Raw genomic sequence first — 17,860 nt, 5'->3', positions numbered from 1 at the left:
TTAGTGGATGACGTCGACTTTGACTTCAAAGCTGCGATTATCAGACCGGCTACTATTCACGCTGTAAGCAATGCCTGATTGCCTGCTGGTAGATTCTGTTGACGTGCTGCCAAGGGAAATCCACTGTCCAGGCTCTACTCTGCGAATGGTGACAACTGCTTGAGTATCATAGCCCTTCAGTTCGGCAGGGTCGGCCTCGAAAGACACAATGTTCAGTTCCACCGAGCGATCTGAAATCACCTGTGGGCTAACCACGAACCCACTGCGCGTTTCTACCTGGGTCAAAATAGCGGCAGGGTTTCGGCCACCGCGCACTGCGAAGGGCAGGGTGCGTACCTGGCCTGAGCTGATATGAGCAGACTGCCCATCCATAACCACAAGGCTTCTTTCCCGGAAGCCGCCGGTGCTGGTAACCCTGTGCTCTGCGGTTACGCCAATTTCGTTGCGTGTTGAGGTAACACCAGCGCCGGAGCGCTTGCCGCCAATATCTTCTGTAGACCGCACAGTGATTCGGAGTTGTGCAGGGGCCACATCGAGTGTGTCAATCAGGGTTGCTATTTCATCCAGCAGTTGCTGTTCGCCGCGGATAACCAGCTGTTGGCCTCGGGTGGTAATAGAGATGGGCTCACCCTGGTAGAGCTCCCTTACCTGGCTGGCAACGTCTGTCGCGGGCCGGTTTTTGAGCTGATAAGCCCGGGATTCAGCGTGTGCAGTGCCAGCTCCGGAAAAAAGTACAAGCGCAGTTATAAAAAGGAGCAGGAAGCTGAGATTCCTTGATTTCAGTGCCATAGCTGGTTCCCATCCTTCTGATAAAGCCGGTTTGTTTGTTAAATAATCCGGTTTACGGGTTGCCAAGTTGAAAACCCGGGGTATATATTGATAAGCATGAAGACGACACAAGCGATCTGTCAATTGAATGTTTTGCAAGCTTTCGGCCAAAAACCGTTGGCGGCAGTCGCTGCTGTATTTTTTTGGTGGTTTGGTTATGGCTTTTATTATAGCCAGAGCCAGGGCCGCCCATAACATCTTCAAAAAACGAACAACGAGGATGGCAGCCCGGCGAAAAAACCAGGCTGCCGTCGGAATCAAAAAAGCCCCGACTGTAGCCCAGCCGGGGCTTTTTTGATTCTGAAGCAAGGAAACGGGAACACAGACATGAACATGCCTTTAAACACTGTTGGGGAACGTCAGATGCAGAGTGCCGCCGCAACACATCGGCAGGAAACTGCATTACCAACGCCGGCTGAGCTGCGCCAGCGCCTGCCTGTCGATGAGCTACTTGCCCGGCAGGTGGGCAGGCACCGGCAAGCTGTGCGGGATATTTTACACGGCTCAGACGAGCGCACGCTGATTGTAGTGGGACCTTGCTCGGTTCACGATGAGGTAGCCGCGCTGGAGTATGGTGAAAAACTCAAAGTTCTGGCCGATGCGCTCAGCGACCGTTTTCTGATTGTGATGCGAGCCTACCTGGAGAAGCCAAGAACGACAGTAGGCTGGAAGGGGTTGCTGTACGATCCCGAACGCACGGGATCGGGCGACCTCAACGAAGGTTTGCTGCGCTCGCGCCGCCTGCTTCTGAATCTGGCCGAGATGGGATTGCCGCTTGCCACAGAAGCGCTGAGCCCCTTTGCCATGGACTACCTGGGCGATCTCGTAAGCTGGACGGCGATTGGAGCCCGCACCACTGAATCCCAGATTCACCGTGAAATGGTTAGCGGCTTGCCCATGCCTGCCGGGTTCAAGAATGGTACCGATGGCGGGATCAGCGTGGCTATCAACGCGATGCAGTCTGGTGCTCATCCGCATCACCACTTGGGCGTATCCAGCCACGGAACACCGGTTATGGTCAGCACTCGTGGCAACCCGGACACTCACCTTGTGTTGCGTGGCGGCCGTGGCATCACCAATTATGACGAACAGAGCATTCAGCATGCCACGAAGAGTTTGTCTGATGCCGGCCTGTGTGCCGCAATCATGGTGGATTGCAGTCACGATAATGCCTGTAAGCAGGCTGAGCGACAGATCGACGTAGCCCGTGAAGTGATGCGCCAGAAGCATGCGGGTTCTGCAGGTATTCGGGGCCTGATGCTGGAAAGCTTTTTGGAGGCAGGCCGGCAAAATGATGGCGACGACCTGCGTTATGGCTGTTCTATTACTGACCCATGCCTGAGCTGGGATCAGACGGAGGCTCTGCTCCGCTCACTGTAGAGAGCAAAAGCTGGCCAGCTAACAGCAGCAGCACACCGCCCATGAGCCGGTCCAGCCAGTGGCCAAAGCGGTTAAAGTTTTTGCGCACGGCAGGCAGCGTGAAAAACACAGCAACCAGGGTGAACCAAAGCCCGGTTGCCAGCGCCATATAAGCGCCGTATCCGGCCTGCACAGCAACAGGTGTGCCTGGGCTTATGATCACCGAGAATAGCGAGACAAAGAACAACGTAGCCTTTGGGTTCAGGGCATTGGTCAGAAAACCAAGCCTCAGAGCAGCAAGTCCTGTCTGTTGAGAGCTGTTTTTTGTGTCCACGTAAACCCCACCTTCCTGGGCTCTCAGGCACTGCACAGCGATCCAGGTGAGGTAGAGCGCACCTGCAATTTTGAGAATGGTGAACAACAAGATCGACTGCTGGATGATCAAGCCAATACCCAGCAGTGAATAGCTGACGTGCACCAGAATACCGACCCCGATGCCGGCTGCGGTGAGCAGCGCATTTCTCCGGCTCTGGCACAGGGCCTGCCTCAGCATTACAGCAAAATCCGGCCCCGGGCTTGCAACAGCGAGCAGGTGAACGAGTGCCACAGTAAAGAATTCCGGCCAGTAACTGTTCATACGCAAATTTCTCTCTGGGTTCTTTGTATCTGGACTAGGCTGTATCAGGCATTGGCGCAAAGGCTTGTGGGAAATCAGAGTGTGTCAGAACCTTTGCAAGCCTGTCAGCATAAATCCAGCCGTCGGTTTTTTCACGTACCGAATAAAATAATTCCGGCTTCTATACTGGTGTCATCACGATAGGAAATTTCACCCACGTTCCCGGCTCACGGGAATAACGGTCTGGAGACTGTTTTATGGAAAAGCGAGAAGTTGACGTTGCCATTATTGGTGCAGGTACGGCGGGAATGGTTGCCTACAGTCGTGTGCGAAAGGTCACTGATAAAGTAGTGCTAATTGAGGGTGATCAGTATGGCACTACCTGTGCTCGAGTGGGTTGCATGCCGAGTAAACTGCTACTGGCCGCTGCAGACAGCGCATATCAGATGGCACACGCAGGCCAGTTTGGAGTATCCCCAGGCAAAATTTCAGTGGATGGCAAGCAGGTTATGGAGCGGGTTCGTTCGGAACGTGACCGCTTTGTTGCTTCGGTTATTCGCACAGTGGAGGCGTTCTCCGAGGAGCATAAGATTATGGGCCACGCACGTTTTGCTGGGCCCAACCGGCTCATCGTAGACAACAAAATCGAAATTAGCGCTCAGCGCATTATCATCGCAACCGGTTCCCGCCCGAATATTCCGGGCTTTCTGAAAGAAGCAAAAGATCGTCTGGTGATAAATGACGATATTTTCGATTGGCAGGACTTGCCAGAGTCTGTGGTGGTTTTCGGGCCGGGTGTGATCGGGCTGGAGTTGGGCCAGGCGCTCAGTCGCCTGGGTGTTCGGGTACGCATGTTTGGAGTGGGCGGCGCTGTGGGCCCGATTCAGGATGACAGTATCCGAGAGTATGCGCTCAAACGCTTCAATGAAGAGTTTCCCCTGGACCCGGATGGCGACGTGAAGCGGGTCGAGCGTGTGGATGGTGGAGTGGCCGTTACATTTAGCAATGGTGATGCGGGCGAGAAAACCGAAACCTTTGAGTACCTGCTCGCGGCCACGGGCCGCAGACCCAACGTAGATAACCTGGATATACAGAATGCGGATATAGAGCTGGATGACAGGGGCATGCCTTTGTTCGATGCGCACACACTGCGTTGCGGCCAGAGCCATATCTTTATTGCCGGGGATGCCAACAACAATTTGCCGCTGCTGCACGAAGCCGCAGATGAAGGGCGAATTGCCGGAAATAACGCGGCGTCTTACCCGGAGGTAAGGGCCGGTAAGCGAAGCACGCCCCTTGCAGTTGTGTTTACCGACCCCCAGATAGCCAGTGTGGGCTTAACAATCAATGAGGTGGACAAGCGCTGTGGAGGCTGCTTCGCAGTTGGCGAAGTGTCCTTTGAAAACCAGGGCCGGAGTCGGGTGATTGGTAAGAACCGAGGCCTGCTTCGAGTCTACGCCGAGCATGGCAGTGGGTTGTTCATGGGGGCTGAGATGTTTGGCCCGGCAGCGGAGCACATTGCACACCTCTTGGCCTGGTCGGTACAGCGGCGGTTGACGGTCAGTGAAATGCTGGAAATGCCGTTTTACCACCCGGTTATTGAAGAAGGAGTTAGAACGGCGCTCAGAGATCTGAATCGGAACCTCAACATTGGGCCGGTTCCAGAGGGTGATTGCACCGATTGCGGCCCTGGTGTCTAGGTTTTCTGCCGGGGATTGATTCCCGCTATGGCGTGTATGCGATAAGTTAACTTCACGCACACCTGAAGCCTTGGTTATATTGGTTTCAGGTTCGAATTAACAGCCACGAAGGAGATGTACGATGACTAAGAACTTTATTGGTCTGGATAAAGAAAAAACAGTAAAACTGTCCAACTCTCTTAATGATCTGCTGTCCAACTACCAGATTTTTTATATGAACGTGCGCGGCTATCACTGGAACATCAAAGGCGATAACTTTTTTGAGTTGCACGTGAAATTTGAGGAGTTGTACGACGATCTTCTGCTCAAGATTGATGAAATTGCAGAGCGCGTTCTTACGCTTGGGCACCGTCCTTCCCACGCATACAGCACCTACATTGAGCGCTCTGAAATCCCGGAGCAGAAAGACGTTGCTGATGGCAAAACGGCCATGAACAATATCGTCGACAGCTTTGCCAAGCTGATTGGCAAACAGCGGGATTTGCTGAATCTTGCGGGCGATGCTCAAGATGAAGGCACAGTGGCACTGATGAGCGATTACATATCCCAGCAGGAAAAAACGGTCTGGATGTATCGCAGTTACCTGGGGCACTAAACTCAGGAAGCAGTTACGAGGCGGCCAATCGGCCGCCTTTTTTATGCCTGATCTTTTGATACCCGCCTACAGTGCGAGTATCACGAGTTTGCAGCCAAGGCTGGTAGCTCCTGGTGCAGGAACCACTTTTCAGTCACTACCTTGCGTGTAAACCAGTGCGAACGCATCAAAGTGCCTGCCAGAGGCATTTTGATCCAGTCAGGCACCTGAAAACCCTCCTCGGTAACAGATCGTCGGTGCCCAAAGCGCGCTGCTATGGCATCGCCATAGGCCTGCAAGGTGGTAGCAGAGAAATCCTGTGCGTGCCGGATAACGTCAGCTGCCAGCAATGCGGACTCAATGGCTGGGCGAATCCCTTCACCACTTTGGGTATAGGCAAGCCCAGCCGCATCGCCAATCAGGAGCAGACCATCGTCTACCAGCGCTCGTGCGGCATGATCATAAAGCAAATAAGCGTGCCCCTTGAAGCGACCGGGCAAGTCGGAAGGAATCCTGCCCGTTGTTTTCATGGTCTCGACAAAATCCTGTAAATGTTCGGTCAGTTTGTGATTATCCTCGCGCCCAAGGCCAATGTTCAGAAAATTGCCCTTACGAAATACCCAGGCGTAACCTTTGAGGTCTTTGCAAAACCAGAGCTCGGGTGTGTCTCCCCGGGCTTCGCAGGCTTTGGCCTGCTCCGGAGTCATTTCGAATTCGATTTCCTTGGCGGCCACGACAGTTTCATGGCCTCCCGGGCCATCACCAATCAGCCTCGCAACCGGGCAGAAGTGCCCGCCGGCACCCACCAGTAATGGGGCACTGAAGGCGTTATTGATCAGCCAGTTATCATCCTTTCGAACAATGCTTTTTACGGGTGTGCCGAGTTGCTTTGGCACGCTGGTTCTCGCCAGAAGATAATCGTCAAACTCACAGCGCCGGATACCATAGCTGATGGTGCTGCCATGATCGTTTTCCACTGCCGGCTGCCCCATCATCCCAATTCGAAAACGGCGTATAGGTTGAAGCGTTCGGGCATTGCCGTACTCAGCCAAATCAATGTCGAGGGCATCAATGACTGCAGGGGTTACCCAGCCGGCGCAGGTTTTGTCCCGAGGGAAATCCTGCTTATCAATCAGCAGAATACGCTTGCCACTATTTTCCAGAGATTTGGCCAGAGTCGACCCCGCCGGGCCGGCACCAATTATAATCAGGTCATATGTTTCCATAGCCGGTAACCTCAAGCGTTTTCGGGGGCAGCGGGGAAGTGGTACAAGTCCTGTCGAGTTTTGGGCAGCTGGTGGTTGTCGCCGTGGGTGAATACAACCTGGAAAAGCTGCAGCGAACCTGCCCGAAAGGCGGCAATGGAACCGGCCAGATACATTCGCCAGGCGCGGGTGAAGTGCTCGTCGTACATGTCAGTGATGTTTGCTTCGACTGTATTGAAGCGCTCCAGCCACTCACTGAGAGTTTCGGCATAGTGAAGGCGGAGGTTTTCTACATCGAGTACGGAAAAACTGCTGTGCTCACACAGCGCCATGATTTCGCCAATGCTCGGGGGATAGGCCCCGGGGAAAATGCGCTTTTCAATCCAGGCGTTCATCAGCATGGGCGTGTTTCGACCGATGCTGTGAAGCAACGCCATGCCATTGGGGCTGAGCGTGCGTTTTATCAGTTCAGATAACTCCAGGTAGTTCTCTTTGCCTACGTGTTCCAGCATGCCCACCGAAACGAACGCATCATATTGTCCCTGGATGTTTCTGTAGTCGTCTTCAATGTACTCAATCTGGCTTTCCAGCCCTTGCTGGCGCGCCTGTTCGCGAGCATAGGCGATCTGCTCCCTGGAAATGTTGTAGGCATGAACGGTTACCCCATAGTTTCGAGCCATGTAGCGGGCAAGCCCACCCCAGCCACAGCCGGCTTCAACCACGGTCATGCCCGGTTTGAGCCTGAGTTTTCTGCATACATGTTCCATCTTTGCCAGTTGAGCCTGCTCCAAACTCAGTTCTGGCCGCTCGTAGTAGGCGCAGGTGTACTGCATTTCGGCCTTATCCAGCCAGAGCTGATAGAAGTCATTACCCAGATCATAATGGTGGTGAATATTGTCTCGAGCTTCCATCAGGCCTGTTGAGCGGGGGGTGTGGTTTCGCCATAAGGCTTCAAGCCATCTTGGCCATTTCTGTCGGGCTTGGTGGATAGCCTGATAGATAGTAACCATTAGCTCTGGCAGATCGCCTTCCACATCCAGTCGGCCCGCGCTGTAAAGGTCGCCAAAGGCCAGGTTGGGGTTGGTAACCAGAGCATAGAGCGCCTTCGGGTCTGCAAGCCTTATGGTAAACCGGGCCGGCTGGTCCGATGGCTCAATCACATCGCTATTCCATAGCTGAAAGCGAATCGGCGGAGACCCTGCCATACGCATCAGCTTGGCGACAAGCCAGCGCTCATGGGTATGGGGTGCGCGCTCTACGTGGGTATTCTGTAAAGGAAGGTTGAGGACATGGCGTTGATTTGAGTGTTCGTTAAGCCCAGTGGCTTGAGCACTCCTTTTGGTGCTCTTTTGGGCACTGTTCTGGTTCACGGACTTTTCCTCTTTTACCTTAACATTGCTGTTCAGGCCGGCGGCTCTACGCCAAGGCTAATCCCGAATACTTGTCTGAGAATGTTTGATTGTCTGTTCAGTATAGAAAAGGTTTTGCGTTTGTCAGGTCTGTGCGGGGAGACAAGTTGCAGCCGGACCGGGCGACCCGGCTGCGTTCAGTGTCAGTAAGAGGAACTCATGCCAAACCACTCCGGGAATATCACGATCATTGCCAGTACCAATACCTGCAGGAGGATGAACGGCAAGACCCCTTTGTAGATGTCGACCGTTCGCACTTCTGGCGGCGCAACTCCTTTGAGATAGAACAGGGAGAACCCGAAAGGCGGTGTGAGGAAGCTGGTTTGCAGGTTCATGGCGATGAGTATGGCAAACCAGAGCATATTGATACCCAGGGCTTCTGCTACCGGCGCCAGAATAGGCACGATGATAAAGGAGATTTCCACAAAGTCGATGAAGAAGCCCAGAATCATAATCACCAGCATGGCCAGGATGATAAAGCCCCACTTCTCGCCCGGAAGCGCCAGCATCCATTCCTCCAGCAGATAATCGCCACCGGTGTAGCTGAACACCATGGAGAAGGCGGTTGCACCGATCAGGATGGCGAACACCATGGCGGTTACTTTAACCGTATCTTTCGAGGCGTCCCACACCATCTGGAATGAGAACTGACGATAGATAATGGCCAGAATAATGGCGCCGATGCCGCCCAGTGCGGAGGATTCTGTGGGTGTCGCTATGCCAGTAAAGATCGAACCAAGCACTATAACAATCAATGCCAGTGGCGGAATGATCGCCAGCAGGGCGTTCATGATTTCCTTTTTACGGGACACGCTGTCGTCTTTTGGCATAGCCGGGGCGGTCTCCGGCTTGAAGCGGGTTACCACCAGAATGTAGACAATGTAGAGGCCAATAAGAACCACGCCCGGCCCAACGGCTGCCTTGAACAGATCCCCTACGGGGAGCCCAAGCACGTCGCCCAGAATAATCAGAATGATTGATGGGGGAACTATCTGCCCCAAGGTGCCCGCTGCGCAGATGGTGCCGGTTGCCAGGCGTTTGTCGTACTTGTGGGCCAGCATGACAGGTAAAGAAATCAGCCCCATAGCCACCACGCTTGCCCCCACAACACCGGTTGAGGCTGCAAGCAGTGCGCCCACAAGGATGGTTGAAATGGCCAGGCCACCGGGCAGGCCACCAAACAAGCGGCCCATGGATGTTAACAGCTGCTCCGCCAGGCGCGTGCGTTGAAGAATAACGCCCATGAAGATAAACAGGGGTACGGCCATCAACACCGTATTCTGCATTACGCTCATGATGCGATAAGGCATGAAGGCGAACAGATCCATGCCTTCTGCAAATACGCCAAAGAACAAGGCAACGCCGCCAAATGTGAAGGCAACAGGGAAGCCCAGCATCAGCATGAACAGGGCGACGAGGAACATAATCATGCCGATCATGCGAGGCCCCCTCCGCTGTGTTCAACATCGTACTGCTTGTCGCCAGCCATTACGCGCAGGGCAAAGGTGGCCATATTCAGGCCGGCAATGGCGATAAAAAACGCCGAGAGCGGGATTACAGATTTGATCACCCAGCGATACGGCAACCCCCCCGGATCACCACTGCCTTCGCCCATCGTGTAAGCGTCCAGTGCAAAATCATACCCATAGATGCCTATCAGCCAGGCAAATGGCACAACGAACAGCAGGGCGCCTGTCAGGTTTACCCAAGCCTTGGCCTTGTTGCTCCAGCGCGTGTAAAACACATCAACCCTTACGTGGCCGTCGGTGCGCAGTGCATAGGGGATGCCGAGCAGAAACACCACTGAGTAGAGGTGCCATTCCATTTCTTGCATGCCAATGGACACTTCATTGAATGCGTATCGGGCGACAACGTCGTAAAACACATTGCCTGCCATCAGCAGCATTGCAACGCAGGCAATCCAGCCGCAAAAAATGGATACGCGGGCCAGGCCCTCATCCAGCTTTATAATCCACTGCATTCACTATCCTCCGCCTGGGGGTTGGCGATTCTGCTATTGCTATAAACAACAAAACCGGGATCACCTTCAGAGCGATCCCGGCTCCTTTTCAAGCGCTATCTTACTCGACTGTGCCCATGGTGTTCAGGTAGGCGCGTTCAGAAATATCGGTGTAAGCACGGCTTTGCGCCAGATAGTCCTGTTGCGACTTCACAATCCGGGCTGCTTGCTCGTTGCTCGCAGACGCTTCTTTCAGGAGTTTCTTGTTGGCATCGTACATGGCCTGGAAGATATCCTGTGGGAACTGTTTGATCTGCACGTTGGGATAGTCTTTCTTGATGTTGGCCCAGGCTTCCGCATTGGCGTGCTGGGAAAGAACCAGCATGTCGTAAGAGGCGGTGCGCATGGCAACACGCAGGATTTCCTTCAGATCAGCCGGCAGCTTTTCCCACACTTTCTTGTTGATCAGGAATTGCAGTTCGGTAGCTGGCTCGTGCCACCCGGTGTAGTAGTAATCGGCAATCTGCTGAAAGCCAAGGCGCAAATCCAGGGCCGGACCTACCCACTCAACCGCATCAATGGTGTTGCGCTCCAATGCGGTGTAAAGCTCCCCTGGTGCAATGTTGGTGGGATTCACGCCCACTTCTGCGAAGACTTCACCGGCGAAGCCAGGAATACGCATTTTCAGACCTTTGAGGTCGTCCAGCGATTTGATTTCCTCGCGAAACCAGCCACCCATTTGAACGCCTGTGTTGCCGCCGGGGAAAGACAGCATGTTGTGGGCGCCGTAAACTTCCTGCATGAGTTCCATGCCGCCACCATGGTAGAACCAGGCATACTGTTCCATAGCATTCATGCCAAAGGGCATGCTGGTGAAGAACAGGGTCTCAGGAACCTTGCCTTTCCAGTAATAGGAAGCCGAGTGGCCCATGTCGTACTGGCCAGCTTTCACCATATCAAACACGCCCAGAGGTGCTTTGTGCTTGTTGGCGGAATCTATGCGAATCTTGAGGCGTCCGTTAGACATGGTTTCGACGGACTTCGCAAAGTTCTTGGTTGTGTCACCAAAAATCGGGAAGTTCGGGCCCCAGGTTTCTGCCATTTTCAGGGTGAAGGTGTCTTGTGCAAAGGCTTGTGCGGAGGTGAACGTAGCAGCTACGGCGAGCACGGCTGCCGATAGAACAGAACGGATTTTCATTGCTCTTGTGTCCTTTTGTCATTGTTATGGATCGAGCTGGACCTTCTTTTGAGAGGTCTTTCAACTGGTTCACATTAACAAGTAACCTGCGCCAGTAAAACGAAAAATCACCCTGGGTAAGACATAGGTCGTAGGCCGAAGAGTGGCCTCAAAGGTCGTTCATCCTGCCAATCTGGCTGGAAAGCTGCATGGCGTGGTGTTGTTCCAGGGACAGGAGATCCTCTAGCAGTGTCTTTGCGCCCTCGATTTCAGCCTTGCCAATGAGTGTTTTGTACAGCTCCATAATCTCATCGTGAAAGGTAAAAACTTCTTTGGCTATGTCATCAAAGCTCATGGTCGTAAGCCGAGGATCGCAGGCCGCGCCAGGGGTAAAGGGCTTGTGCGTTTGATAGTCATAAAGCCGCGTTTTCAGTACTTTTGGGTCAGCCTGTTTTTCGAATTCTGCCACCGCCTTGGCTAACAGGGTTTCGTGGCTGGCAACGTAGTCCATAAGCGCACTTGCGCGTTCATTGCCGTGTTTCTCTGCTGCATCGTGCAGGCACCTAGCCAGGTGAGCGTGCAGCTGGCGGGTCCAGTCAATCAGATCTTCAAAGGTTTTTATTTCCATGGCCAAACTCCGGCAGTCGGGTATTTAGTCAATCCAGTGATCAAAGGTTAGCCTATTCGACGGCTTTTGCTGTTGTGCCTGCAGTTCTGACGGCCTCAGAACGACGGCGCCAGCTACGGAACTGGCGCTGAGTGGGCTTTTCAACGGTGTAATGAATCAGCGAGGCAAGCACAAATGCCGTGGCGAGCGCGAGAATTACGCCCAGCCAGCCCGGCAGGCCCGCGTTGTAGCTCCAGCTGATTACCCCATATCCAATATTCTGGTGCACCAGATAGAGGCTGTAGGAGAGGCTGCCCAGCCACAGCAGGGGCCGGTTTGCCAGCCAGTTAAGGCGACCGGCTACAGCGAGAGCAAACACAGTGAAACACCCCAGTACAAAAAAACTGTAGGGCATTTTGTAGGCAAGCAGGCCGTGGCAAACCGCCAGCGCCAGCAATGCGGTATCTGCCATCGCTGGCCGGCCGTATTTGTAAATGCGGTAAATCAGTATGCCGCCCATAAACAGGGGGGCATATTTTACAAACATCAGGTCCTTGACCAGAAACTCCACGCCCTCAGGTATCTGCTTCCACCAGATCACGCCTGCATAGCTCACCAGCATCCACACCCAGAAGGCCAGGCGCAGCCGTGACCACTCCCGCAGGGTATAAAACAATAATGCCATCCAGCTGTAGAAGGTCACCTCAACGACAAGGCTCCAGTAAGCCCCATCCACATGCTCGGCGCCAAAATACTCATGCAGCAAGGTTGCGTTGAGCAAGGCGGTTTCAAAACTGACCGCGCGGCTTTCGGGGCCAAGAAGATGCACAGAGGTGAACGTAAGAATAATGCCGGCCCAGAGTGCTGGCAGCAGCCGCACCGCCCTCGCCAAACCAAACCAGGCGGCATTGCGGGTGCGTTCAAGGGTCATGAAAATGACAAAGCCGCTGAGAATGAAGAACAGGTGCACACCGTAACGGCCAAAGAGCAGAGCCTCTGTCAGCAGCTGCGGCAACTCGAATGAATGGCCAAAGATCTTGTTGTAATAGGGCAGGTAATGAAAAAGCACCACCCCCAGAGCTGCGAGGCCACGCAATGCATCAAGACTGCCCAGCCTTGCCTGAGATGGATTCATAGCCGGTTCCGTCGGGATTTCGCTTTATATTAGCTTGCTTTTGCGGCCGACAATACGGATGAGATATACCATTCGCTTGCGGTAGGTATACCATGTGTTAACACACCGAGCTGATAGGGAGAGCGCCATGGGTACAACACTTGGCATTATCGAAGGCTTTTACGGGCCAGTATGGAACTGGCAAGAGCGACAGCAGCTGGTTCGCGCGCTTGCGCCCCATGGATACGGCTTTTATCTTTATGCACCCAAGGCCGATGCCTTTCTGCGCCGCCGCTGGCAAGAGCCTCACCCGCCGGAAATGGTTTCAGAATTAGCGGAGTTTGGTCGGTTTTGCCGCAAACAAGGGCTGCGATTTGGTATTGGCCTGAGCCCCTTCGAAATCTTCAATAACTTTGATGATGACGCCCGCAGCGCACTGGCCGTGAAGCTCGAACAGCTTGACCGTATCGGGATTGATGAACTGGCCATACTATTTGACGACATGCACTCCGACACCCCGGGGCTTGCCGAAACTCAAGTAGAGATCATGCACTGGATTCGGGAGCGCACTCAGGCTCGTATCCTCTCAATATGCCCCAGCTACTATTCAGATGATCCGGTGCTGGACCGGGTGTTCGGTGAACGCCCACCTGGCTATCTGGAAACCCTTGGCCGCCTGCTGCATCATGACATCCAGGTTTTCTGGACCGGAGAGGAAGTTTGTTCCAGAGAAATCTCCCCTGGGCATCTCAAACGTGTGAATGAACAGCTTGGACGCAAACCCGTGCTCTGGGACAACTACCCGGTAAACGACGGCGACCGCATGTCGCAGCACCTTCACCTGCGAGGGTTTACAGGTCGCCCGGCGGCTAATGGTGCCTATATTTCCGGCCATGGCATCAACCCGGCGCTTCAGCCCACGTTAACCAGAATTCCTGCCATAACTCTGGCAGATTCTTATCGTCAGGGTTCTGAATACCAGTATGGACATGCGTTTTTCAGCGCTGCCAAAGAAGTGCTGGGCAGGGAATTGGCAGAGCAGCTTCACAGTGATTTGCTGGTGCTTCAGGATGCAGGGCTGGGGCGAATCAGCGAGGAAAAGCGGCAAAGCCTGCTGCGCACATACGATGCCTACGATCACCCGGCAGCCAGCGAAATCCTGCGCTGGCTAGTGGGTGAGTACAAGGTGACGGATGAGATGGTTCAGACACAATGAGTCGCGTTTTATGAGCTCGATACTAACCCCCACGCAGACTCTTTGTTTTGCTGGCCACTTCCGCATTGCCTAAGATTCAGGTGGTACCATTGCGCCCTGCTTTATCAAAAAACGCAAAGGAGTGCTCTGAGTTAATCAGTGCTTGCGGTCGTTATGAAGTACCTTGTTGTGCTGTTGTTACTGGTCACCATGCCATTGGCCAGAGCAGAAGTCTCACCGGATGACGTAAAAAAGCTCGTAGAAGCCAGTCGACTTGACCTGAAAGTATTATCTTTCCGCCTGAGCGTTTCTGAGGCCAACAACCGGACTGCCCGGGGAGTGCCTACCGAAAAGCTTGCACGGATTTTCCGCGACTTCGCCGGTAAGCTCGATATTCAGGCGATTTATAGTTATTCGGTGCAGGAATTCACCAAATCTCTGGAACAAAAGCATGTGGCGGGCCTAATGGAATGCTTCACCAGTGATTCCATGAAAAAATACCATTTCGCTCAATACCAGCGACTGACCAGGCAGGGCGCACAGGTCTTTCGCGATAAACTGGTGCCCCTCGAGCTGGGCATTACCGAGCCAGACCCCGATCGAATGGAAAAAGTGAAGCCTCTGCAGAGCCAATATCGCAATCCGGAAATCTGGCTGAAGACCACAAAGCAGATGTTCTGGCTGATGAATCTGGACATGAAGGAAAAGTACCCGATGTTAGGGCGAACCCGGGAAATGATGGACTCATACTATAATGAGACCGAGTTCGAAGAGATGTCCCGTGAAACGACAAAATATAGCCAATTAGCCAGTTACGTTATACTGGAACACCTGAGCGATGAAGAACTGGCTGAACTCAAGGAGTGCCATTCAACACCGGAAATGAGGATGTTCGATGAGAGCATAATCCGGGGGCTTTATAAATACCTTGTAGACGCAGAGGCATCCTGGGTTACTCTGGCCGCGAGGGGCGAACGCTAGCTGCGCCACGCCAGTGGCGTCCTTAACAGCCACTGGTTATACGGACTTTGCCACCAACATCTCAGTAGCACCTTTTTGAAACCGGTAACTGACAGGCTGCAATGAGACATCCATCCCATCGGCAGATAAAGCGGTCTTTACCTGATCCAAATGCTTCGAGACCTCTCCGTCTAAGGATACAACAGGAAAGACACGGACTTCGGTCGCCACTCTGCATAGCTCCCGCATTGATGCGAGGTGAGTTGCCCCATCCACATGGTCACTGTAGAGAAAAAGGTAGTGGGAGCAGAGTGCCAAATCGAACTCGGAGTCGGAAAACGGCAGCGACGGCAAAGATGCTGATACATACCGCCCTTGCTGACAACCCGCCTCAAAGTCGGCCAGTAACCTCGACATGGCATTCATGCGAACCTCGCCAAGATGCTCGACGCTACTCAGTGACTCCCAAATATACTTGTCTGCGTCCTGCCGCACTTTAGTCATGATTTCCGGGTACACTTCATCAATCCGGCGACGTATTTCGCCGACCTGAAACTGGTAAACCGGATCACAGGAAACAACTTCACACCCACGCTCTGTTGCCTCTACATTGAAGCTTGCAGGGCCATCACCGCAACCTAGAATTTTCTTGTTCAGGTCATCATCCGATAGCTCAAACATCGCCTGATATTCTTCAAAAGATCGGCCCCACGGGACTACATTGGTTAACTTCAAATCTGACTCTCCTTAGTCTGTATAGCGCCAATAGCGTGCGCGGCTGCGGAATGGGGGCGAAGGCGCAATGTAGTAGATGTCGCCGTGACAATGATTGTTATATTCCTACCTCGGACACATCTATGGTTTCGGGCTCACCGTGAGCTTGGCTAACCCACTCCCTCATTTGTTCATGGTCGAGGACGAACTGCATATATTCTGTAGATACCGCCGAGACTTTGATTCCGTAGGTTTTAAATCGCGACGCAACTGGAGCGAACATGCAATCTGCAATAGAGAACTCACCGAACAACCACGGGCCGGCAGCGGAATAGGTTTCTCGGTACTGCGACCAGATTCGGTCTATCCGAGCTATCTCTCGCTCAAGGGTTGTATTAAGAGGGACTTTGCGCCCGATTGCGCGACAATTCATTGGCAATTGGATTCGAATTTCTGTGAACCCCGAGTGCATTTCTGCACAGCAAGATCTTGCTTCTGCTCGTGCGCGAACGGAACTTGGCCATCCGCGGCCGTCTAGATACTGCTCTGAAATATACTCGCAAATTGCCAGTGAATCCCAGATGACCAGGTCATTGTCTTTGAGTACCGGGACTTTCCCTGCAACGGTATGCTGCGCAAGCGCAGTGGATGTACCGGCTTGATTCAGCGGAATCCGCACTTCCTTAAAAGGTACCTCGTGGACCGACAAAAGCAGCCAAGGCCTTAACGACCATGACGAGTAATTTTTATTCCCGATTACGAGTTCCAAAGTTCACTCCTTGAAAATTGATCCTACCCACTAAAAGTAGACACTCGGTTATGCGCACTGGGCTTCCATCTGGCTGAGATAGCCCAAGGCGCAATGTAATGGGCGTCGCCGTGCACACTGGTTAATGGTGTTCGCTTATGTCAAAGGTTGGAGGCTTGCACCACACCAAAAACAATTTTTCCGAGTTTTCTTTACTTGACGCCCGCAGTCCGGGCAATCCGCTCCCATAACCGGATCATATTTCCCATCTTTTCTGCCATCGCGAAGATCTATTTGAGTCATCTTCTCTTTGAGCTGGGTTTCGGAGAAGCCTGTGGCACGCTCCAACTCTTCAAATAGCGCGTGGCAAAGTAAAGACAGACGATCTACTTTTTCTTCCAACTCATCAATCGAGCGGAGGGCAGTTTTTGCATCTATCTGAGCGTCACCACTTTTTCTGCGGTTTTGCGCAATTTCGAGGTGTTGAAATGCATCCCAAAAACGTGACATATTCGATCTCCTTATCTGTTAACGCCCGGCTCACTCGTCGGTTTGGAGCAGCGAAGCAGCGGAAAACCGGCCGCAGTGCAGCCGTTTGTTATGTTCTCTTTGAGATGCTAGATTGTGTATAAAAGTCGAATACCATACACATAGGTGCATCATGAGAACGAACATAGTCATTGACGACCAGTTAATGGCCGAAGCCCTCAAAGCCTCCGGTTACGAAACCAAAAAAGAGGCCGTCGAGCAAGGCCTGAAACTTCTGGTCCAGCTTAGCAAGCAGCAGGAAATTCGGAAGTTGCGCGGCAAGATCAAGTGGGAAGGCGATTTGGACGAAATGCGAGCTGCCCGATGATCCTGGTAGACACTAGCGTCTGGATCGACTATTTCAATGGAGTCGACAACCCGCAAACTGATCTGCTGGATGCTTCGATAGTCCAAGGTTCGGTTGCTATTGGAGATCTCGTATTTTTAGAAATCCTCCAAGGTATCCGCAACGACAAACAATATCGCCAAACCAAGCAAAGCCTGCTTGCTCTGGATCAGTATGAAATGTTTGGCAAAGAAATGGCAGCTAAGTGCGCCGACAACTATCGAGCGCTACGAAAAAAAGGCATCACGATCAGAAAAACTGCCGACGTGATCATCGCGACATTCTGCATAGAGAAAGAGCTGCCCTTGCTGTTTTTGGATCGCGACTTCATCCCCTTTGTTGATCACCTTGGACTTGAGCCTGCGCTGAGAGAAACATAACGCCAGCAATAAACGGCGCCCTGACAAGGGCGTCCGGTGGAGGCCGAAGGCCGGAACGAATTTGATTGCCTTGTGTACGCCCAGCATGGGCATGAACTAATGGGGTGAAAGTCCCCTGTGGGAAGGTCACCGTTCAGCCGGTTTTAGCCGATTGAACGCTAACCACTAGCGAATGGCAAGGGCTAATCCGTGAGGAACGGTCTGGAGGAAGCCGCTAGCAAAACTGCGAGCTGATGAACAAGAACATCATATGAGGCGTAGGCCGGAGGCGAGTTGGCACAAGACAACGAAGCCGCGTGATCTAACGGCCACCGTAAATGATGCAGTTGTGCAGCGACAGTGCATGCTCTTATCTGGGGCGGTCCGACGCATCGGGGTCTGCTCATGAGCAGAAGTCAGCAGCGGCCATAGTAGCCAAACGCCCGTCGTAATGGACGGGA

19 protein-coding genes are annotated in these 17,860 nt (G+C 53.1%); 7 read left to right on the top strand and 12 right to left on the bottom strand.

Annotated features, from left to right (window positions below; genetic code table 11):
• On the bottom strand, positions 1-789 hold the full coding sequence (locus FE848_RS07575) for a secretin N-terminal domain-containing protein (RefSeq protein WP_200202197.1): 789 nt from the start codon (positions 787-789) through the stop codon (positions 1-3).
• A 366-nt stretch (positions 790-1,155) separates the two neighbouring features.
• Here FE848_RS07575 and FE848_RS07570 point away from each other — a divergent pair, with 366 nt between their 5' ends.
• The gene (locus FE848_RS07570; RefSeq protein ID WP_200202196.1) at positions 1,156-2,208 is read left to right on the top strand and encodes a 3-deoxy-7-phosphoheptulonate synthase; all 1,053 of its coding nucleotides are present in this window, start codon (positions 1,156-1,158) and stop codon (positions 2,206-2,208) included.
• Here FE848_RS07570 and FE848_RS07565 read toward each other — a convergent pair.
• The gene (locus tag FE848_RS07565) at positions 2,153-2,824 is read right to left on the bottom strand and encodes a LysE family transporter (protein ID WP_200202195.1); all 672 of its coding nucleotides are present in this window, start codon (positions 2,822-2,824) and stop codon (positions 2,153-2,155) included. The two genes, FE848_RS07570 and FE848_RS07565, sit on opposite strands and share 56 nt — an antisense overlap.
• Before the next feature lie 236 nt (positions 2,825-3,060).
• Between FE848_RS07565 and FE848_RS07560 the strand changes: the two genes are divergently transcribed.
• Both FE848_RS07560 and FE848_RS07555 read left to right on the top strand, forming a co-directional pair.
• The gene (locus FE848_RS07560; RefSeq protein WP_200202194.1) at positions 3,061-4,503 is read left to right on the top strand and encodes a dihydrolipoyl dehydrogenase; all 1,443 of its coding nucleotides are present in this window, start codon (positions 3,061-3,063) and stop codon (positions 4,501-4,503) included.
• Between the two features lie 121 nt (positions 4,504-4,624).
• A complete protein-coding gene (locus FE848_RS07555; RefSeq protein WP_200202193.1) occupies positions 4,625-5,098 on the top strand; it encodes a Dps family protein in 474 nt (157 codons plus the stop codon).
• Positions 5,099-5,178: 80 nt separating this feature from the next.
• Here FE848_RS07555 and FE848_RS07550 read toward each other — a convergent pair whose 3' ends face one another.
• The 7 genes from FE848_RS07550 to FE848_RS07520 all read right to left on the bottom strand — a co-directional run bounded on the left by FE848_RS07550 (position 5,179) and on the right by FE848_RS07520 (position 12,570).
• A complete protein-coding gene (locus tag FE848_RS07550; RefSeq protein WP_200202192.1) occupies positions 5,179-6,303 on the bottom strand; it encodes an NAD(P)/FAD-dependent oxidoreductase in 1,125 nt (374 codons plus the stop codon).
• 11 nt (positions 6,304-6,314) lie between these two features.
• Positions 6,315-7,652 carry a class I SAM-dependent methyltransferase gene (locus FE848_RS07545; protein ID WP_200202191.1) on the bottom strand — a complete coding sequence of 446 codons (1,338 nt, stop codon included), beginning with the start codon at positions 7,650-7,652 and terminating at the stop codon, positions 6,315-6,317.
• Positions 7,653-7,834: 182 nt separating this feature from the next.
• On the bottom strand, positions 7,835-9,130 hold the full coding sequence (locus FE848_RS07540) for a TRAP transporter large permease (protein ID WP_200202190.1): 1,296 nt from the start codon (positions 9,128-9,130) through the stop codon (positions 7,835-7,837).
• Positions 9,127-9,672 carry a TRAP transporter small permease subunit gene (locus FE848_RS07535; protein ID WP_200202189.1) on the bottom strand — a complete coding sequence of 182 codons (546 nt, stop codon included), beginning with the start codon at positions 9,670-9,672 and terminating at the stop codon, positions 9,127-9,129. The genes FE848_RS07540 and FE848_RS07535 overlap by 4 nt, the downstream gene beginning before the upstream one ends.
• Before the next feature lie 100 nt (positions 9,673-9,772).
• Positions 9,773-10,849 (bottom strand): TRAP transporter substrate-binding protein, encoded by a 1,077-nt coding sequence (locus FE848_RS07530; protein WP_200202188.1) that lies wholly within the window; start codon positions 10,847-10,849, stop codon positions 9,773-9,775.
• 148 nt (positions 10,850-10,997) lie between these two features.
• Positions 10,998-11,456 carry an ATPase gene (locus FE848_RS07525; RefSeq protein ID WP_200202187.1) on the bottom strand — a complete coding sequence of 153 codons (459 nt, stop codon included), beginning with the start codon at positions 11,454-11,456 and terminating at the stop codon, positions 10,998-11,000.
• 52 nt (positions 11,457-11,508) lie between these two features.
• Positions 11,509-12,570 (bottom strand): acyltransferase family protein, encoded by a 1,062-nt coding sequence (locus tag FE848_RS07520; RefSeq protein WP_200202186.1) that lies wholly within the window; start codon positions 12,568-12,570, stop codon positions 11,509-11,511.
• 127 nt (positions 12,571-12,697) lie between these two features.
• On the opposite strand from FE848_RS07520, the gene FE848_RS07515 reads away from it, so the two are divergent.
• Together FE848_RS07515 and FE848_RS07510 are read left to right on the top strand one after the other, a co-directional pair.
• A complete protein-coding gene (locus tag FE848_RS07515; RefSeq protein WP_200202185.1) occupies positions 12,698-13,765 on the top strand; it encodes a beta-N-acetylglucosaminidase domain-containing protein in 1,068 nt (355 codons plus the stop codon).
• A 153-nt stretch (positions 13,766-13,918) separates the two neighbouring features.
• Positions 13,919-14,725 (top strand): hypothetical protein, encoded by an 807-nt coding sequence (locus tag FE848_RS07510; protein WP_200202184.1) that lies wholly within the window; start codon positions 13,919-13,921, stop codon positions 14,723-14,725.
• Positions 14,726-14,761: 36 nt separating this feature from the next.
• Here the strand turns inward: FE848_RS07510 and FE848_RS07505 are convergent, their stop codons facing one another.
• The 3 genes from FE848_RS07505 to FE848_RS07495 all read right to left on the bottom strand — a co-directional run bounded on the left by FE848_RS07505 (position 14,762) and on the right by FE848_RS07495 (position 16,676).
• Positions 14,762-15,439 carry a class I SAM-dependent methyltransferase gene (locus tag FE848_RS07505; protein WP_200202183.1) on the bottom strand — a complete coding sequence of 226 codons (678 nt, stop codon included), beginning with the start codon at positions 15,437-15,439 and terminating at the stop codon, positions 14,762-14,764.
• A 97-nt stretch (positions 15,440-15,536) separates the two neighbouring features.
• Positions 15,537-16,187 carry a glutathione S-transferase family protein gene (locus FE848_RS07500; RefSeq protein ID WP_200202182.1) on the bottom strand — a complete coding sequence of 217 codons (651 nt, stop codon included), beginning with the start codon at positions 16,185-16,187 and terminating at the stop codon, positions 15,537-15,539.
• A gap of 135 nt (positions 16,188-16,322) precedes the next feature.
• The gene (locus FE848_RS07495) at positions 16,323-16,676 is read right to left on the bottom strand and encodes a zinc ribbon domain-containing protein (protein ID WP_200202181.1); all 354 of its coding nucleotides are present in this window, start codon (positions 16,674-16,676) and stop codon (positions 16,323-16,325) included.
• 151 nt (positions 16,677-16,827) lie between these two features.
• On the opposite strand from FE848_RS07495, the gene FE848_RS07490 reads away from it, so the two are divergent.
• Both FE848_RS07490 and FE848_RS07485 read left to right on the top strand, forming a co-directional pair.
• Positions 16,828-17,022 (top strand): type II toxin-antitoxin system VapB family antitoxin, encoded by a 195-nt coding sequence (locus tag FE848_RS07490; RefSeq protein WP_200202180.1) that lies wholly within the window; start codon positions 16,828-16,830, stop codon positions 17,020-17,022.
• Positions 17,019-17,420: a PIN domain nuclease gene (locus FE848_RS07485; protein WP_200202179.1), complete on the top strand. Its 402-nt coding sequence runs from the start codon at positions 17,019-17,021 to the stop codon at positions 17,418-17,420. Before FE848_RS07490 ends, FE848_RS07485 begins: the two co-directional genes overlap by 4 nt.
• The last annotated feature ends 440 nt before the right edge of the window (positions 17,421-17,860 follow it).

Origin of the sequence: Marinobacter sp. 1-3A (genome assembly GCF_016597775.1) — a bacterium.
In the GTDB taxonomy this organism is placed as follows: Bacteria; Pseudomonadota; Gammaproteobacteria; order Pseudomonadales; family Oleiphilaceae; genus Marinobacter; species Marinobacter xiaoshiensis.
The sequence above is the reverse complement of the archived record's forward strand: the minus strand, read 5'-3'. Positions and strand labels throughout refer to the sequence as shown.

Bases quoted from the DNA above. Each gene is read 5' to 3' on its own strand.
- FE848_RS07540 (WP_200202190.1), bottom strand. From the start codon at position 9,130: ATGATCGGCATGATTATGTTCCTCGTCGCCCTGTTCATGCTGATGCTG.
- FE848_RS07510 (WP_200202184.1), top strand. From the start codon at position 13,919: ATGAAGTACCTTGTTGTGCTGTTGTTACTGGTCACCATGCCATTGGCC.
- FE848_RS07575 (WP_200202197.1), bottom strand. From the start codon at position 789: ATGGCACTGAAATCAAGGAATCTCAGCTTCCTGCTCCTTTTTATAACT.
- FE848_RS07520 (WP_200202186.1), bottom strand. From the start codon at position 12,570: ATGAATCCATCTCAGGCAAGGCTGGGCAGTCTTGATGCATTGCGTGGC.
- FE848_RS07555 (WP_200202193.1), top strand. From the start codon at position 4,625: ATGACTAAGAACTTTATTGGTCTGGATAAAGAAAAAACAGTAAAACTG.
- FE848_RS07570 (WP_200202196.1), top strand. From the start codon at position 1,156: ATGAACATGCCTTTAAACACTGTTGGGGAACGTCAGATGCAGAGTGCC.
- FE848_RS07515 (WP_200202185.1), top strand. From the start codon at position 12,698: ATGGGTACAACACTTGGCATTATCGAAGGCTTTTACGGGCCAGTATGG.
- FE848_RS07485 (WP_200202179.1), top strand. From the start codon at position 17,019: ATGATCCTGGTAGACACTAGCGTCTGGATCGACTATTTCAATGGAGTC.
- FE848_RS07525 (WP_200202187.1), bottom strand. From the start codon at position 11,456: ATGGAAATAAAAACCTTTGAAGATCTGATTGACTGGACCCGCCAGCTG.
- FE848_RS07490 (WP_200202180.1), top strand. From the start codon at position 16,828: ATGAGAACGAACATAGTCATTGACGACCAGTTAATGGCCGAAGCCCTC.
- FE848_RS07530 (WP_200202188.1), bottom strand. From the start codon at position 10,849: ATGAAAATCCGTTCTGTTCTATCGGCAGCCGTGCTCGCCGTAGCTGCT.
- FE848_RS07560 (WP_200202194.1), top strand. From the start codon at position 3,061: ATGGAAAAGCGAGAAGTTGACGTTGCCATTATTGGTGCAGGTACGGCG.
- FE848_RS07535 (WP_200202189.1), bottom strand. From the start codon at position 9,672: ATGCAGTGGATTATAAAGCTGGATGAGGGCCTGGCCCGCGTATCCATT.
- FE848_RS07550 (WP_200202192.1), bottom strand. From the start codon at position 6,303: ATGGAAACATATGACCTGATTATAATTGGTGCCGGCCCGGCGGGGTCG.
- FE848_RS07565 (WP_200202195.1), bottom strand. From the start codon at position 2,824: ATGAACAGTTACTGGCCGGAATTCTTTACTGTGGCACTCGTTCACCTG.
- FE848_RS07495 (WP_200202181.1), bottom strand. From the start codon at position 16,676: ATGTCACGTTTTTGGGATGCATTTCAACACCTCGAAATTGCGCAAAAC.